This window comes from Streptomyces sp. cg35 (genome assembly GCF_050410835.1).
Taxonomy (GTDB): domain Bacteria; phylum Actinomycetota; class Actinomycetes; order Streptomycetales; family Streptomycetaceae; genus Streptomyces.
The window spans coordinates 1,817,019-1,831,492 of the sequence record NZ_CP191268.1 but is presented as its reverse complement, the minus strand read 5'-3'; the positions used below and the strand labels follow the sequence as shown (position 1 = coordinate 1,831,492).

Annotated in this window: 14 protein-coding genes; 11 read left to right on the top strand and 3 right to left on the bottom strand. The window is 71.7% G+C overall.

What is annotated here, in order from left to right:
* Positions 1–6: 6 nt before the first annotated feature.
* Positions 7–582 carry an isochorismatase family protein gene (locus ACQUQD_RS08590; protein WP_428951428.1) on the bottom strand — a complete coding sequence of 192 codons (576 nt, stop codon included), beginning with the start codon at positions 580–582 and terminating at the stop codon, positions 7–9.
* Positions 583–685: 103 nt separating this feature from the next.
* Between ACQUQD_RS08590 and ACQUQD_RS08585 the strand changes: the two genes are divergently transcribed.
* Complete coding sequence (locus ACQUQD_RS08585) at positions 686–1,465, top strand: exodeoxyribonuclease III (RefSeq protein ID WP_428951427.1); 780 nt, start codon at positions 686–688, stop codon at positions 1,463–1,465.
* Positions 1,466–1,635: 170 nt separating this feature from the next.
* Here the strand turns inward: ACQUQD_RS08585 and ACQUQD_RS08580 are convergent, their stop codons facing one another.
* The gene (locus ACQUQD_RS08580; RefSeq protein WP_428951426.1) at positions 1,636–3,411 is read right to left on the bottom strand and encodes an SGNH/GDSL hydrolase family protein; all 1,776 of its coding nucleotides are present in this window, start codon (positions 3,409–3,411) and stop codon (positions 1,636–1,638) included.
* 176 nt (positions 3,412–3,587) lie between these two features.
* On the opposite strand from ACQUQD_RS08580, the gene ACQUQD_RS08575 reads away from it, so the two are divergent.
* The 5 genes from ACQUQD_RS08575 to ACQUQD_RS08555 all read left to right on the top strand — a co-directional run bounded on the left by ACQUQD_RS08575 (position 3,588) and on the right by ACQUQD_RS08555 (position 7,367).
* On the top strand, positions 3,588–4,040 hold the full coding sequence (locus ACQUQD_RS08575) for a DUF6278 family protein (RefSeq protein ID WP_428951425.1): 453 nt from the start codon (positions 3,588–3,590) through the stop codon (positions 4,038–4,040).
* A gap of 130 nt (positions 4,041–4,170) precedes the next feature.
* The gene (locus ACQUQD_RS08570) at positions 4,171–4,914 is read left to right on the top strand and encodes an amino acid ABC transporter ATP-binding protein (protein WP_428951424.1); all 744 of its coding nucleotides are present in this window, start codon (positions 4,171–4,173) and stop codon (positions 4,912–4,914) included.
* A 19-nt stretch (positions 4,915–4,933) separates the two neighbouring features.
* Positions 4,934–5,845, top strand: coding sequence for a glutamate ABC transporter substrate-binding protein (locus tag ACQUQD_RS08565; protein ID WP_428951423.1), 912 nt, complete (start codon positions 4,934–4,936; stop codon positions 5,843–5,845).
* An 11-nt stretch (positions 5,846–5,856) separates the two neighbouring features.
* The gene (locus ACQUQD_RS08560; protein WP_428951422.1) at positions 5,857–6,501 is read left to right on the top strand and encodes an amino acid ABC transporter permease; all 645 of its coding nucleotides are present in this window, start codon (positions 5,857–5,859) and stop codon (positions 6,499–6,501) included.
* A complete protein-coding gene (locus ACQUQD_RS08555; protein WP_428951421.1) occupies positions 6,498–7,367 on the top strand; it encodes an amino acid ABC transporter permease in 870 nt (289 codons plus the stop codon). Before ACQUQD_RS08560 ends, ACQUQD_RS08555 begins: the two co-directional genes overlap by 4 nt.
* 163 nt (positions 7,368–7,530) lie before the next feature.
* Here the strand turns inward: ACQUQD_RS08555 and ACQUQD_RS08550 are convergent, their stop codons facing one another.
* Positions 7,531–8,289 (bottom strand): hypothetical protein, encoded by a 759-nt coding sequence (locus tag ACQUQD_RS08550; protein WP_428951420.1) that lies wholly within the window; start codon positions 8,287–8,289, stop codon positions 7,531–7,533.
* 103 nt (positions 8,290–8,392) lie between these two features.
* Here ACQUQD_RS08550 and ggt point away from each other — a divergent pair, with 103 nt between their 5' ends.
* The 5 genes from ggt (at position 8,393) to ACQUQD_RS08525 (ending at position 14,330) form a co-directional block, all read left to right on the top strand.
* Positions 8,393–10,207, top strand: a complete 1,815-nt coding sequence (gene ggt, locus ACQUQD_RS08545) for a gamma-glutamyltransferase (RefSeq protein WP_428951419.1) — start codon at positions 8,393–8,395, stop codon at positions 10,205–10,207.
* A 77-nt stretch (positions 10,208–10,284) separates the two neighbouring features.
* The gene (locus ACQUQD_RS08540) at positions 10,285–11,439 is read left to right on the top strand and encodes a sensor histidine kinase (protein WP_428951418.1); all 1,155 of its coding nucleotides are present in this window, start codon (positions 10,285–10,287) and stop codon (positions 11,437–11,439) included.
* On the top strand, positions 11,436–12,098 hold the full coding sequence (locus ACQUQD_RS08535) for a response regulator (protein WP_428951417.1): 663 nt from the start codon (positions 11,436–11,438) through the stop codon (positions 12,096–12,098). The genes ACQUQD_RS08540 and ACQUQD_RS08535 overlap by 4 nt, the downstream gene beginning before the upstream one ends.
* 526 nt (positions 12,099–12,624) lie before the next feature.
* Positions 12,625–12,876 carry a helix-turn-helix domain-containing protein gene (locus tag ACQUQD_RS08530; RefSeq protein WP_428951416.1) on the top strand — a complete coding sequence of 84 codons (252 nt, stop codon included), beginning with the start codon at positions 12,625–12,627 and terminating at the stop codon, positions 12,874–12,876.
* Between the two features lie 134 nt (positions 12,877–13,010).
* Entirely contained in the window at positions 13,011–14,330 is a 1,320-nt protein-coding gene (locus tag ACQUQD_RS08525) for a hypothetical protein (RefSeq protein WP_428957493.1), read from the top strand.
* Positions 14,331–14,474: the final 144 nt, after the last annotated feature.

Below are 14,474 nucleotides of genomic sequence, written 5' to 3'. Positions count from 1 at the left end.
CGGCCGCTAGCGGCCCAGGAGTTCGAGCACCTCGTCGGTCGTGCCGATCTCCGCGATGCGCGGGAAGATCTTCCCGAAGGCGTGCTCGTGGGACGCGGCGTCCGTGTCGGTCGTCGCGTCCGAGACGATCACCTGGTGGTAGCTCAGCTCGAACGCGGAGCGCGCGGTCGACTCGACGCCGATCGACGACGAGATGCCGCCGAGCACGATCTGCGTGACCCCGCGCCGCCGCAGCTGGAGGTCCAGCTCGGTGCCGGTGAACGCGCCCCAGTGCCGCTTGGTGATCACGATGTCGTCGCCCAGCGGGCCCAGCTCGGCCGGGAACTCGGCGAACTCGGCCGGCGGGGCCTGCGTCAGGCCCGGCGTCGCGGCACGGCTCACGGGCAGGTCGCCGCCGTCGGGCGACCAGGTCACGCGCACGCGCACGACCGGCAGGCCCTTGGCGCGGAAGGCGTCGGCGAGCCGCGCGCCGTTCTTCAGGACCTCGGCCGAGGGGTGCACGGTCGGCAGGCCGAGGATGCCGTTCTGGAGGTCGATGAGGACGAGGGCGGTGCGCTCGTCGAGGGGGGTGCTGATGCTCATATTCGGCAGGCTACCTGTCTGACAGGAAAACTTGCAAGGTTGCCTGTCTATGTCCGGGTGGCGCGGAGGCCCGCTGTCGTACCCGCCCGGTAGGTTGTGAGGCATGCGCATTGCTACCTGGAACGTGAACTCGATCACCGCGCGTCTGCCGCGCCTCCTGGCCTGGCTGGAGAACAGCGGCACGGACGTGCTCTGCATCCAGGAGACCAAGTGCTCGGCCGAGCAGTTCCCCGCGGACGAGCTGCGGGAGCTGGGCTACGAGTCGGCGGTGAACGCGAACGGCAGGTGGAACGGGGTGGCGCTGCTCTCCCGCGTCGGCCTGGAGGACGTCGTCAAGGGCCTGCCCGGCGACCCGGGCTACGACGGGGCGCAGGAGCCCCGCGCCGTCTCCGCGACCTGCGGCCCGGTCCGCGTCTGGTCGGTCTACGTGCCGAACGGCCGCGAGGTGGACCACCCGCACTACGCGTACAAGCTCCAGTGGTTCGAGGCCCTGAAGGCGGCCGTCGCGGGTGACGCGGCGGGCACCCGCCCGTTCGCGGTGCTGGGCGACTACAACGTGGCACCGACGGACGACGACGTCTGGGACATCGGCGTCTTCGAGGGCGCGACGCATGTGACCCCCGCCGAGCGGGCCGCTCTCGCGGCGTTGCGGGACGGCGGGCTGACCGATGTCGTCCCGCGCCCCCTGAAGTACGACCACCCGTTCACGTACTGGGACTACCGCGCGCTCGGCTTCCCCAAGAACAAGGGCATGCGCATCGACCTGGTCTACGGGAACCCCGCGTTCGCCGGGGCGGTCAAGGACGCGTACGTCGACCGTGAGGAGCGCAAGGGCAAGGGGGCCTCGGATCACGCCCCCGTCGTGGTGGATCTCGACGTGTAGCGCGACGGCGGCTCCGTCGCGGTTGCTCGCGCAGTTCCCCGCGCCCCTGAGATGCGCACTTCGTGCGGCATCTCATCGATGGGGCAGCAGCGAAGCTGCATGCCTCAGGGGCGCGGGGAACTGCGCGAGAAGCCCCACCGACCCGCACCGCACGACCCCCACCCGCCGGGCTACGGCGCCAGGACGCCCAGGTCCACCGAATCCGCCAGCGCCTTCAGTCCCGCGTCCCCCGGATGCAGATGATCCCCGCTGTCGAACTCGGCCCGCATCCGCGAGGGCCGCACCGGATCCCGCACCACCGCATCGAAATCGAGCACCCCGTCGAACCCTGAACCGGGCCCGCGCACATACGCGTTCACGGCGACCCGCTCCGCATCGGCGGCCGCCGTGCACAGCGCCTCGCCCTCGCACGGAGTGATCGTCGCCCCGACCACCTTCAGCCCCCGCGCGTGCGCCCGCTCCACGATCTCCCGCAGCCCGGCCTCGACCTGCGCCGCGGTCGCGCCCCACCGCACGTCGTTGACGCCCTGGAACACCACGACGGTCCGGGCCGAGGTCTGTGCGAACACGTCCCGGTCGAGCCGGTGCAGGGCGCTGACCCCGCCCGTGTCCGTGGAGATCCCGTCCCCGGGGTACCGGTCGGCGACGACCCGGTTCGCCGAGATGCCCTCGTTGAGCACGCCGTACCGCGGCACGTCCGACTGCGCCAGCAACCGCGCGGCCAGCACGTTCGGCCACCGCCTGTTCGCGTTCTGCGTCGACTTCACGCCATCGGTGATGGAGTCGCCGAGCAGCACCACCGACCCCGGCCCGCCGGCGACATCGACCCCGGTGAGCAGCGGCCAGTACGCGATCGTCGACGTGTAGGCCGAGCCGTCCGCCTCCGTCGCGTGGTCCCCGGGCCCGCTCACGTACGAGCCCTGGATCGCCTGACTGTGCACGGGCGCCGCGGCCACCGGCTGCGGCAGATGGAAGCTCACCAGGAGGTTGGCGTCGGCGGGGACGCGGAAGTCCACCGGATCGCTGAACTCCTGGGCCCCCGCCGGGAGCAGTGCGCCCCGCGCGCCCCGGAACGTCAGCGGCACCGGCTTCCCGCGCGCCGCCGCCCCGGCCTCCTGCACCGCGACCGACGCGCCGCCGATCCGTACCGGCGTCGACGCGAACGTGTTGTCCAGCCGGATCCGCACCCGCGGTCCGCCCGTGCTCGTGTGCACGACGAGGCGTACCGTGCGATCGACCCAGGGCCCCACGGTCGTGTAGCCGGCCGGGGACGCCGCCCAAGTCCCGGTCCATCCCGCCGTCGCCGCGCGCACGGACGCCGCGAACACGTGCAGCGCGGCGCCGCCCGTGGTCCGCGGCAGCTCCACGGACGCGATCCGGTGCCCCGCCCGCACCGGCACCGTCACCACGTACAGCCGTGTCTTCTCGGTGAGTTGACCGTCCGGCGTGTTGCGGTGCGGCAGCGCGACCGACTTCGTGGCGAGCGGCCCGGTCCGCCAGTCGGGGGCGGTGAGCGTGTACCCCGACCGGGTGCCGTCCGCGTACCGCACGGTGCCCGAACCCCGCGCGTCCCCGCCCGTCCCCGCGACGAGGAACGCCAGCGCGTCGCCCCGGCCGGTCACCCGGACCCGCTGCCCGTCCGCCCGTACGTTGTCCGGCCCGGTCCCCGCCGATCTCGGCCAGGTCAGCCGTGCCCGCTCAACTCCCAGTCCCTGCCCGGGAGTCCAGCCCGCGGCGGCCAGGTCCTGGGCGGACAGCGAGCCGCCCGCGCCGTCGAAGTCCGCGTCGCCGGGCGCCCGGTCGTCGCTGACCGCCCGGTTGTCGAAGAGCCGCTCCAGGGGGAGCGGCCCGGGTCCGTGCGGGGCGGCCGCCCGGGCCGTCGTGACGGGGGCGAGCCCCGCGCAGACGGCCAGCAGGACGGCGGTTGCCCAGGTGCGTCGGCGCAAGACCGGCTCCCTCCGCTGAGACGTTCACTGTGTCGGCCGTGACCAGTGCGCCATGAACGTAAGGAGGCGACGTGGACGCGTCAATGAGGCGCGTATGAAGGTGGCGCGAACTCCCCTGGAACGGAGGCCTGCGCGCCTGTGGTGCGTGGAGCGGACCGGATGCGAGGCTGGTCGGTATGAAGATCCCTTTCGTGGGCAATTGGCGTAAGAAGCAGGATGCGGCCTTCGGTGTCGCCGTGGTGTCCGAGGGGGGCGGCCCCGGTGACGACAGCGCCGAGGGCGTCGCCGAACTCCTCTCCGAGTGTGAGCTGTTGCGCTCCCAGGCCCAGGACGCCGGAGTCGAACTCGACGACTCCGTCGGGTCGTTGGCCGCCCTGGACCAGCTCGTCCCGCGCTGGCGGGAGGACGAGGAGGTGCTGCCGTGGCTCGGCAACGACGCGGGTCTGTACCTGGGGACGATCCTCGTCCGCCACGTGCCCGACGCCACCTGGGTGATCTGGCCCAACGGGCAGCCGGTGGTACGGCTCGCGTCCGGACGGGAGATCGACGTGGTCGAGGCGGGCCGCGACTGGGCGGTGAGCGGCGCCCCCGAGCTCTCCCAGTTCTACGCGGAGGCCGCCGAGTCGTGAACTCCCGCTCCGCAAGAACGTAGAGCCTCAAATACGGTTAATGCCCATTGATGCGTGTCGTCCAGTAAGTACCAAATTGGCGTGGGTAGTTTGCGCGGACCGACACAGCTGAGAGTGGGCAGGTACTGCCATGGCCGTCGATCCGTTGATCGAGCTGCGTGACGTCAACAAGTACTACGGGGAGCTGCATGTCCTCCAGGACATCGACCTCACCGTCGGCAAGGGGGAGGTGGTGGTGGTCATCGGCCCTTCGGGGTCGGGAAAGTCGACGCTCTGCCGGACGATCAACCGACTGGAGACCATCCAGTCCGGATCCATCCGCCTCGACGGCAGGCCGCTGCCCGAGGAGGGCAAGGCGCTCGCCCAGCTGCGGGCCGAAGTGGGCATGGTCTTCCAGTCCTTCAACCTCTTCGCGCACAAGACGGTCCTGCAGAACGTCTCGATGGCCCAGGTGAAGGTCAGGAAGCGCAAGAAGGACGAGGCCGACAAGCGCTCCCGCGAGCTCCTCGACCGGGTCGGACTCGCCGCCCATGCCGACAAGTTCCCCGCACAGATGTCCGGCGGCCAGCAGCAGCGCGTGGCCATCGCCCGCGCCCTCGCCATGGACCCCAAGGCCCTGCTCTTCGACGAGCCGACCTCGGCCCTCGACCCCGAGATGATCAACGAGGTCCTCGAGGTCATGCAGCAACTGGCCCGCGACGGCATGACGATGGTCGTGGTCACCCACGAGATGGGCTTCGCCCGCACCGCAGCCGACCGCGTCGTCTTCATGGCGGACGGGAAGATCGTCGAGGACCGCGCCCCCGAGGACTTCTTCACGCACCCGGAGAGCGAGCGCGCCCGGGACTTCCTCTCCAAGATCCTCAAGCACTGACGGGGGAGCGCAGCACACCATGATCGCCAAGTCGCTACGGCTGCTCGCCGTCCTGGTGGTGACGGCCCTGGCCGCCACCGCCTGCGGCAAGGAAGGCAGCCCGCCCACCAAGGGCCCCTCGGCCGACGAACTCCCCAAGTACCCCGTGGCGCAGGGATTCTCGCTGCCCGACTCCGGCACGTGGAAGAAGGCACAGCGGCGCGGGCACTTCGTCGTCGGCGCCAAGGAGGACCAGCCCTACCTCGGCGAGAAGAACCCGGCCAACGGCGTCTACTCCGGCTTCGACATCGAGATCGCCAAGATGATCTCGGCCTCGCTCGGCCTCGACCCGAAGAAGATCGCCTTCCGGACCATCGCCTCCGCCAACCGCGAGACCGCCCTGCAGAACGGCCAGATCGACTACTACGTCGGCACCTACACCATCAACGACAACCGCAAGAAGCTCGTCGGCTTCGGCGGCCCCTACTACATGGCGGGCCAGGGCCTGCTCGTGCGCACCGACGAGGACGACATCAAGGGACCGGGCGACCTCGACGGCAAGCGGGTCTGCTCGGCGGCCGGCTCGACCCCGTACCAGCGCATCCAGGCCGACTACCCGAAGGCACAGCTCGTCGCCTACGACACCTACTCGGTCTGCGTCGACAACCTGCTGACCTACCAGGTCGACGCCGTCACCACCGACGACGCGATCCTGCTCGGCTACGCGGCCAAGGTCCCCGACGACCTGAAGCTCGTCGGCAAGCCGTTCTCCGAGGAGCCCTACGGCATCGGCGTCCCCAAGGGCGACACCGCGCTGCGGTTCGCCGTCGACGACGCGCTCAAGGCGCGCGAGGACGACGGCGACTGGAAGAAGGCCTACGACGCCACGCTCGGCCTGTCCGGCGTGCCCGCCCCGAAGCCGCCCGCCATCGACCGCTACCCGGCGAACTGAGGAGGCGTCACGTGAATGTCCTGACCGACAACTTCTCGACGTACTGGAAGGGCTTCCTCGGTACGGTCGAACTCACCGTCTACGCCTCGCTCCTGGCCCTCGTGCTCGGCTTCGTCATGGCGTCGTTCCGGGTCGCGCCCGTCGGCTCCTTCCGCGCCTTCGGCACCGCCTGGGTCACGGTCCTGCGCAACACCCCGCTGACCCTGCTGTTCTTCGCGGTGCTGCTCGGTCTGCCGCGCTTCGGCCTGGTCCTGCCCTTCACCGTCTTCGCGGTGCTCGCGCTCGGCTGCTACACCTCGGCGTTCATCTGCGAGGCGCTGCGCTCCGGCATCAACACCGTGCCCAAGGGGCAGGGCGAGGCCGCCCGCAGCCTCGGCATGACGTTCGGCCAGACCCTGACCACCGTGATCCTGCCGCAGGCCTTCCGGTCCGTGATCCCGCCGGTCGGCTCCACGCTCATCGCGCTCGCCAAGAACTCCGCGATCGCGGGCGCGTTCAGCGTCGTCGAGCTGCTCGGCACCTACAAGACGCTCAGCGAACTCGGCTACAACATCATCTGGACGTTCGTCTGGATCGCGCTCGGCTACCTCATCATCACGCTGGCCATCAGCGCGGTCTTCAACGTCCTCGAGAAGCGCTGGGGAGTCGCCCGATGAAAGCCCTCGACCACAGCGCCACCGCCCTCTACGACATCCCGGGACCGAAGACCGAGCGCCGGCACAAGCTGTACGGGCTGATCTCGACGCTGATCGTGCTCGCCCTCGTCGGCTGGATCCTCTACCTCCTGTTCGACACCGACCAGTTCACGTACACGAAGTGGATGCCCTTCGAGTACAAGGGCATCCAGGAGCTGCTGCTGCGCGGGCTCGGCAACACGCTGAAGGCCTTCGCCATCGCGGCCGCGCTCTCGCTCGTGCTCGGCACGGTCCTCGCGGTGGGGCGGCTCTCCGACCACAGGCCGGTGCGCTGGCTCGCGACGCTGTTCGTCGAGTTCTTCCGGGCCATGCCCGTCCTCGTGATGATCTTCTTCATCTACGTGGCCCTGAAGGTGGAGCCGCTGCCCGCGCTCGTCGCCGGCCTGACGCTCTACAACGGCTCCGTGCTCGCCGAGGTGTTCCGCTCGGGCATCAACTCCGTGGAGCGCGGGCAGCGCGAGGCGGCGTACGCGCTCGGAATGCGCAAGACGCAGGTCATGGCGCACGTGCTCGTACCGCAGGCCGTGCGGGCGATGCTGCCCGCCATCATCAGCCAGCTGGTGGTGGCCCTGAAGGACACCTCGCTGGGCTATCTGATCACCTATGAGGAGTTCCTCCACGCCGGGAAGCTCATCGCGTCGAACCTCGACTACGATTTGCCGTTCATCCCCGTGGTGATGGTGATCTCGCCGATCTACATCGGGATGTGCATGCTGCTGTCGTGGCTCGCCCAGCGGGTGGCCAGGCGTCAGCGGCGTAATCCCAAGACGGACGCCGCGGGTGTCGCCGCGGCCGAACCAGGGACGCTGCTGCCAGGAGTGCAGTAGGCGGAGCATGGGCAGTCCCCGCCCAGCAGCCGGAGATCACTCCGCACGTCCGTGCGGAGAAGGTCAGCTGCGCGCGGGACGGGACGCGCCTGCTTGCCGAGGCCGAGCGGGCCCTTGTCGCACTCGTACGCGACAGGGGCACCGCTCCCCTTGGTTATCGGGGTTATTTCGCGCGGTGCGAGGTGCGCGACGCCGCCGGGGCCGGCAGCGGCGTCTGGGCGGCCCGTGTGACGTCCGCGACCAGTTCGACGACGTCGGGACCGTACGCCTGGGAGTTGACGACCTTCAGCAGCAGGACGAACGAGTTGTTGCCGTGCTTGCGGGCGAGACGCTCGTGGTGGCGGGCGAGATAGCGGGTGGCGGCCTGGTTGGTGATGGGCAGCTGGCCGCAGAAGAGGAACACCGGTCTCGCCTCCTTGGCCTGGCCCGCCGTCAGCCGGGCGAGGACCACGTACTCGGTCGTCCCGGGCTCCAGGCGGTAGCGCTCGGAGCCGATCTGGAAGGCACCGCGGTCCGGGCCCGGCTCGGGGTCCGTGTTGACGCGGATGCCGGGCAGCAGGCTCACCATGTGGGCCGCCATCCGGCGATTGGAGGAGGGCCCTCCGACGCAGAACTCCGTCCGTTCGCCGAAGCCCTGCTGGGCCGTGTCATGGGCGACGACCTGGGCGTGGGCGCCGCAGTCCTTGATGAGCGCGGAGAGTTCGAGGAGCGCGAAGACGTCGTGGCGCTTCACCGTCAGCTCGGGGCCGCCCGCGTCGCGGTTCACCACCAGCAGCGACTCGGAGTTGTCGGGCAGCCCGAAGAAGCCCTGCTTGCGGCGGAGCCTGCGCTTCCACAGATAGGTGCGGGCGAGCCAGCCCAGCGCGGCGCTGATGCCCGCTGCGATCAGGCCGAGGACGATGTTGCGCACGTCTTCAGTCATGGGGGCGCACTCTAGCCAACCGGCGCACCCGTGTTCGAGGGGGTCCTGACGGCTCTTCGAAGTCAAGTTACGCTGCGCAGACGGCTGTTGACCGGAGGTACTGATGAGGCGTTCAGTTGGGCGGAATGTGTCGTTGTGCGCGGTTGCGGCGACCATGGTGGCGGTCGGGGCGGCGGCCCCGCCCTCGGCCGCTTCCGGTAGCCGGAACGGCACGGTGCACAAGACTCCGGTCGCCGTCGGGTACGGCGGCGCCGTGGCGAGCGTCGACCAGGACGCCTCGGCCGCCGGCATCGAGGTGCTGCGCAACGGGGGCAACGCGGTGGACGCCGCCGTCGCCACCGCGGCCGCGCTCGGTGTCACCGAGCCGTACTCGTCCGGCGTCGGCGGAGGCGGCTACTTCGTCTACTACGACGCCAAGTCCCGCAAGGTCCACACCGTCGACGGCCGCGAGACGGCGCCGTTGACGGCCGGATCCGACCTGTTCCTGGAGAACGGCAAGCCGCTCGCCTTCAACGACGCGGTCACCAGCGGGCTGAGCGTCGGGACGCCCGGCACCCCGGCCACCTGGCAGTCCGCGCTCGACGCGTGGGGCAGCAAGGGGCTCGGCACCGTGCTGCGGCCCGCGCAGAAGCTGGCGCGCGACGGGTTCACCGTCGACGACACGTTCCGCTCGCAGACCGCGTCGAACGAGGCCCGGTTCCGGAACTTCCCCGACACGGCGAAGCTGTTCCTGCCGGGCGGACAACTGCCGGCCGTGGGCTCGACGTTCAAGAACCCGGACCTGGCACGCACGTACCAGGAGCTGGGCCGCGAGGGCGTCGACGCGCTGTACCGCGGGGACCTCGGCGCCGACGTCGTCAGGACCGTCAACAAGCCGCCGGTGGCGGCGGGTTCCGGCTACAACGCACGCCCCGGCAGGCTCTCGGCGAAGGACCTGAAGGCGTACACCGCCAAGTACCGGGCGCCGTCCAGGACTTCGTACCGCGGGCTCGGCGTCTACTCCATGGCACCGTCCTCCTCCGGCGGCACGACCGTCGGCGAGGCCCTCAACATCCTGGAGCGGACGAACCTCTCGAAGGCGTCCGACGTCCCGTACCTGCACCGCTTCATCGAGGCGAGCCGCATCGCGTTCGCCGACCGGGGCCGCTGGGTCGGCGACCCGGCCTTCGAGGACGTGCCGACGAAGCAGCTGCTGTCGCAGAGGTTCGCCGACGCGCGGGGCTGCCTCATCAAGGACGACGCCGTGCTCACCAGCCCCCTCGCGCCCGGCGACCCGCGGCACCCCGGGACCTGCGGCAAGACCGGTGACAACGCCGCCCCGACGACGTACGAGGGCGAGAACACCACGCACCTCACCACCGCCGACAAGTGGGGCAACGTCGTCTCCTACACCCTCACCATCGAGCAGACCGGCGGCAGCGGCATCACCGTGCCGGGCCGCGGCTTCCTCCTCAACAACGAGCTGACCGACTTCTCCTTCGCGCCCGCGAGCCCCGACGTGCACGACCCGAACCTGCCGGGACCGGGCAAGCGGCCGCGCTCCTCCATCTCGCCGACGATCGTCCTGGACAAGGCCGGCAAGCCGGTCGTGGCCGTCGGATCGCCCGGCGGCGCCACCATCATCACCACCGTGCTGCAGACCCTGACCGGGTTCCTCGACCGGGGCCTGCCGCTCGTCGACGCCATCGCGGCACCCCGCGCCAGCCAGCGCAACGCCGCGCAGACCGAGCTCGAACCCGCCCTGTACGACAGCGCGACGCGGACACGGCTGGAGGCCATCGGGCACTCCTTCAAGGCCAACCCGGAGATCGGCGCCGCCACCGGCGTCCAGCGGCTCCCGGACGGCAGGTGGCTCGCGGCGGCCGAGAAGGTGCGGCGCGGCGGCGGCTCGGCGATGGTGGTCCGGCCCGGCCGGTGACCACGGCGCCTGTCGGCCCACGGGATGCATCCCGTGGGCCGATGCCCGCCCGCGTCCGCCCTCGTACGCTCACCGGTGTGAACGCACCCACCGCCTCCCGCGCCGCCGCCTGGTCCGGCCTCGCCCTCTACCCGGTCGGCATCGGTCTCGCCGTGTTCGGCTCGTCCCAGGTCGTGCCCGCCGTGCGCACCCTGGGGGTCGCGCTGTCGGCCGTGCTGATGGTGCCGGCCGTGCGGCGCATGCCGCTCCCGGGGCTCGTGGTGGCGCTGCTCGGGACGCTGATCCCGGTCGCCGCGCAGCCGTCGAGCGGGCCCTTCGACGAGTCCCGGCAGATGACGCTGCTCGCGTTCGTCTCGGCCGACGTGGTCTTCGGGTACCTGGTCGCGACCCGCCCGCGGTGGCAGTGGATCACGGGGGCCGTGCTCTGTGTCCTCGCGCAGGCGACCGGCATCCTCCTGTTCGTGCCCGCCGAGAACCTCATCGCGGGCGGCGTCGTCGCCCTGCTCGCGCTGCTCGTCTCCGGCATGGTCGGCCTGCTCGGCCGGGAGCGGCGCGAGCACGCGAGCGCACTGCGCAATCAGGCCGTCGCGGAGGCCGTGACCGCCGAACGGCTGCGAATCGCAAGGGAGTTGCACGACATGGTCTCCCACAGCATCGGCGTCATCGCGATCCAGTCCGGCGTCGCGAGCCGGGTCATCGAGACCCAGCCCAAGGAGGCGCGCGAGGCCCTCGCGGCGATCGAGACGACCAGTCGCGAGACCCTCAAGGGGCTGCGCCGCACCCTGGTCGCCCTGCGCAGGGCCGAGCCGGGCGACGCGGCACCGCTCGCCCCCACCACCGGGCTCGACGACCTCGACCGGCTCACCGAGACCACCGCCAGGAGCGCGGGCGTGCACGTCGAGGTGGTCCGCAGCGGCGAGCGGCGCGCGCTCCCGGCCGACGTCGACCTCTCCGCGTACCGGATCGTGCAGGAGTCGCTGACCAACGTGGTCCGGCACGCGGGCACCGACACGTGCCGGGTCCTCGTCTCGTACGCGGACGACGAACTGATCCTGGAGATCGTCGATGCCGGGACGGGAGCGTCGGATACCGTCCCGGGCATGGGGATCACGGGGATGGGGGAGCGGGTGAGTCTGCTGCACGGCGAGTTCAGTGCCGGGCCGCGGCCGGAGGGCGGGTTCCGGGTGGCGGCGCGGATCCCGCTGCCGGACGCGCGGACGGAGACACGATGACGGTCCGGGTCCTGCTCGTCGACGACCAGCCGCTGGTTCGCTCAGGGCTCCGGGTCCTGATCGCCGACACGGACGACCTGGAGGTCGTCGGCGAGGCGGGCGGCGGCGCCGAGGCCGTCGAGCTGGCCGCGCGGCTGCGGCCCGACGTGGTCGTGATGGACATCCGGATGCCCGGCATGGACGGCATCGAGGCGACGCGGCAGATCACGGCCGCCGACACCGGAAGCCGTGTCCTCGTGCTCACCACCTTCGACGAGGACGACTACGTGTACGGGGCGCTGCGGGCCGGGGCCGGCGGCTTCGCCGTCAAGGACATGCAGCTGGAGGACATCCTCGCGGCGGTCCGGGTGGTCGCCGCGGGCGACGCCCTCATCGCGCCCGGTGTCACCCGCCGCCTGATCGCCGACTTCGTCGGGCGGCCCGGACCCGGCGTGGCACGCTCGCCGCGCCGCGTCGAGGGCATCACGGAGCGCGAGCGCGAGGTCCTGACGCTGGTCGGGCTCGGCCGCTCGAACCAGGAGATCGCCGAGGAGCTGGTCATCAGCGTGGCCACCGCCAAGTCCCACGTGGCACGCCTGTTCACCAAGCTGGACGCCCGGGACCGGGTCCAACTGGTCATCACCGCCTACGAGTCGGGTCTCGTGGAACCGTCCCGCTGATCCCCCGCGGGACGGTTCCACGAGCCCCGGGGCGACCCGGACGGCTCCAGGTGTGCGGTGGCCGCGGCGCCGGCGTGCACCCGGCGGCGCGCGGCCCGGAGGACTCCGTGTCGCTGGGCCGTGTCCGCAACGTCCCGTCTCTGCGCGCCGCACGCGCCTGGGGCCGGGCCCTCGTCGGCCGCAGGGGCGGCAGCCGCGTCCTGATGGTCGCGCCGTCCGCGAGCGGTTTCGGCCCGCACGGCGCGGTGTCCGCCGGGGCCGGCCGGGCCGGTCCCATGGTCCTCGTCCTCGACCTGGTCGGCGGGTACGGCATCGACCAAAGGGTGCCGGAGCGGAAGGCGCCCGGCGGGGGCAGCGGGGCCGCGCCCTCGGTGTCGTTCACCGGTCCCGGGAAACTGCCATCTTCCGGGTGGTCGGCGTACTGGACCGTCAGGACCGCTGACGCCGGCACGAGAGCGCCGTATGCCAATAAATATACCGGTATTCTCATCCGGTATAGGAATGTGCTCTCGGGTACGCTGTAGGAATGGTCCGTACCCCATTGACTCCGCAGGAGCGCGAGCGCGGCGAGCACCTCGGCCGCTTGCTGCGCGAGGCACGGCTCGGGCGCAGCATGACGGAGGTCGCCGCGGCCGCGGGCGTCTCCGTGGAGACGCTGCGCAAGATCGAGACGGGGCGGGCGCCGACCCCGGCGTTCTTCACTGTCGTCGCCGTCGCGCGGGAGCTCGGCCTGTCCATGGACGAGCTGGCGGAGCGCTGCGCCCTGGTGCCCGTCTGAGCGAGTGCGCGCACGTGCCCGTCATGGAAAAACGCGCGTAGCAGTTCCGTAACACGAGGGGTGTTGTCTGCCGGGTGTTTCCTTCCGGAGCGGACGGCTCCAGGGTGTGACGAACGGCGGGGCGCGTGACGGACGTGGATCAACTGCCTGATGGAGTACGGGAGTTCGCGGTCTATCTGCAAGGACTCGTCTCCCGGGTCGACCAGAGTGCCGGCTGGTGCGGTGTCTTCTGGCAGCGCGACCCCGAGGGCATGAAGGCATGTCTCGACGGGCGTGAGGTGCCGCCCTGGGACGTCGTGGAGGCGCTGCTCCAGGACCTCGCCGCGGTGTACGGCGCGCAGTGGGCCGAGCGCGAGGGAGTCAGGGCGCGCGCCCTGCAGAACGCGTCGGCGCGGGACCACGACGCCGGGCCCGGCGGACACGCGGCGCTCACCGACCGGCTCGACGTGATGGTGCGCGAACAGCGGTACGCGGCCGACCGCCGACGGGAGCTGGGACGGCGTCTTGACGCGGCCACCACGCAGGAGGAGGCGGAGGCGGTCCGCCTGGACCTGGCCTGGGTCCGCGACGACCACGAACGCGCGACGGCCCGTATCGCCGAACTCCGGTCCAGGCTGTCCTTCCTGGGCGCGCGCGAGGCGGCGCGACCCGCGGCCGCCGCTGACGGCTCACGGCCGCCGGCGGCGCAGCGCCATGACGCCCCGGGCGGCGAAGCCGCGCGTGCGACGGCCGCCAAGCCGTCCAAGGAGCGCAAACGCCGCCCGAGAGGCAGCGCCCGCTTCGCCGGCATGATCCAGGAGGAGCCCGCCGCTCAGGAGGCGATCCCGGCAACACCCGCCCCGCGCGAGGAAGTTGCCACACCCCGCGGTGCCCGTTTCGCAGGCTCCGCGCAGGAGGTGCGGGCCGCCCCGGCCCCGGCGGACCCCGTCGCCTCCCGCGAGGTGACCTCGGCGGTCGACACCCTGCTGCGGCTGCGCGCGGAAGGCCGCAGCGGCGAGGCGCACATCGTGCTCGCCGACGCCGCGGGCTGGCCCGCCCCGCGCCTGCCGCTGCTCGCCGACGCACTGCACCACGCGGGCCTCGACGCCGACTGGGCCACCCTGTTGTGGGAGGTCGCCTCCCTGCCCCCGGACCGCCTCGTCGACGCCGCCGACGCGCTGGCCGCCGCGGGCCGCACCGCCGACGGCCGGCAGGTGCTGCGGCAGGGCGTCGGACGGCCGCCCGCCGAGATCGGTGAGGCGGCGGGCCGGCTCGACGCCGCGGGGCGGCACCGCGCGGCCCGGGCCCTGCTGGACGCGTACGTGCGCGGCCGCACTCCGGAGGAGGCGGCCCGCAGCGCGCACAGCGACCCCGGACGCCTCGTCCCGCTGATCGTCGACGCGGCGCGCGCCGTCTCCGACGAGCGCTACTGGGACGTGCTGCACGCGCTGCGCGTCGCGGGCCTCGCCGCCTGACACCGGCGGGCCGGGTCACCCGCACGGGTGCGAAACGAGATCGATCCAGCGGGTTAACGACGATGGTCTTGGCAAGCCTCCCGGGTGGGCTTACGTTCGTCCCTCTACGACCCGGTCTACGGGCGTAGAGGATCAGGCAAAGGA